The following is a 1,476-nucleotide window of genomic DNA, read 5'->3' as shown; positions in this document are numbered from 1 at the left end:
TCCAGTCAACCCTCCCTCATAGCTGACTAGCGCAGGAAACTGCCCCCATTAGTCCCACTTGGGCATTAAGGACGATATGGACGGGAATATTGCTTAATAGCTCCCTCATCCGACCTTTAGCCCGAAAAGCCTTCATAAAGCTACCCTCGGTCATTAGGGAAAGATTTTTGGCCGCAATCCCTCCCGCGATGTATAATCCTCCGTAGGGAAGCAACTTGAGGGCTAAATTGCCCGCTTCCGCACCGTAGGCCTCGACAAAGATTTTCATGGTTTGATAACAGAGATAATCCGAGTTATCTTGGGCAAAACTGGCAATTTTAGCCGCTAAATCGACGGTTTTTTGCGGTTTACCCATTTCTTCTAACCAAGTGCGGTAAATTTCCGCCATGGCTGGTGATGACTGACTATAGTTACTATCGTGGAGAAATCGATAGATAGAAGTGATTCCAGGACCAGAAACCACTCGCTCCACCGAAATGCGCTCGATATTATAGAGATCCAAGAGATAATTTAATAGTTGATATTCTAAACTCGATCGAGGGGCAAAATCGGCGTGGGAACCCTCACTACCAAACACCCGATATTTACCCTTCGAGACAGGAATCAAAAAACCCTCTCCTAACCCCGTCCCCGCACCGATAACCGCAATCGGGGCCTCCGGTACTGCCGGGGCCGACTGTAGATTGTGCAGCTCCTCTGGGGCTAATCCTAACACCCCATAACCGATCGCCGCAAAATCATTAATTAATTTTACCCGCTCAATCTGCAGCTCGTGGCTTAGGCGGTCGCCAGTTAGAGACCAACTTAAATTAGTCAATTCGGAACTATTGTTAACCACTGGACCGGCAATACCGAAACAAGCTTTTTCCACTGGGGGAATAGTGGTTTGTCGGGCTAAAAACTGCTGGACGATCGGCACCAGATCGGGGTATTGTTTACTAGGATAAATTTCTTGATCGAGAGTAATTAGCCGGGGTTGGGGACTATCCGATGAGTTTTGGCAATCCACTAAACGCAGGATTGTTTTAGTTCCCCCGATATCTCCCCCTAAAAGAATCGTCATGCTGGTTTTTCCCTGAGTTTGTCCCCATAATTATAGTTTTTTACCCTTTCTATCAGGCAAATTTAAAGGCCACTAATTCTATACTATAGTGAAAGATGGTAATGCCTAAGCCCTAATTAAGGATTGATTAATCGTCGCTCCGGGGCTGGAATGGGGATTTGCCAGAGGACAGAAACGGGACTTAAAGACATTTTAGGTCTAACTGTAGCCTCAAGGCGATCGATAGGGCGGCAGAACCTATCACTGTCCCCATAACTTTTAAGATAGACCAGAGAGGGAGAAATTAGCTTGGGTGTAGAACTTCGCAGTTACGTTTATCTTGACAATTTACAGCTTCAACACGCCGCTTACATCGGTACAGTCGCCCAAGGATTTTTACCCTTACCCGGGGATGCTTCCCTCTGGATTGAAAT

General features: G+C 46.6%; 1 protein-coding gene and 1 pseudogene. One reads left to right on the top strand and one right to left on the bottom strand.

Features of this window, described 5'->3' with window-relative positions; translation table 11 throughout:
• Positions 1–16 precede the first annotated feature (16 nt).
• Positions 17–1,063 (bottom strand): glucokinase, encoded by a 1,047-nt coding sequence (locus PX636_RS08535; protein ID WP_125730262.1) that lies wholly within the window; start codon positions 1,061–1,063, stop codon positions 17–19.
• Between the two features lie 288 nt (positions 1,064–1,351).
• Between PX636_RS08535 and PX636_RS22855 the strand changes: the two are divergent.
• Positions 1,352–1,476 (top strand): annotated as a pseudogene (locus PX636_RS22855) (hypothetical protein); the annotation flags it as partial.

Origin of the sequence: Microcystis sp. M53598_WE2 (assembly GCF_030067735.1) — a bacterium.
Lineage (GTDB): Bacteria > Cyanobacteriota > Cyanobacteriia > Cyanobacteriales > Microcystaceae > Microcystis > Microcystis aeruginosa.
Note: the sequence above shows the minus strand (reverse complement) of the source record. Positions and strands in the feature narration are given on the sequence as shown.

What these genes read in the sequence shown, in the direction of transcription:
- PX636_RS08535 (WP_125730262.1), bottom strand. Translation starts at nt 1,063, where the DNA reads ATGACGATTCTTTTAGGGGGAGATATCGGGGGAACTAAAACAATCCTG.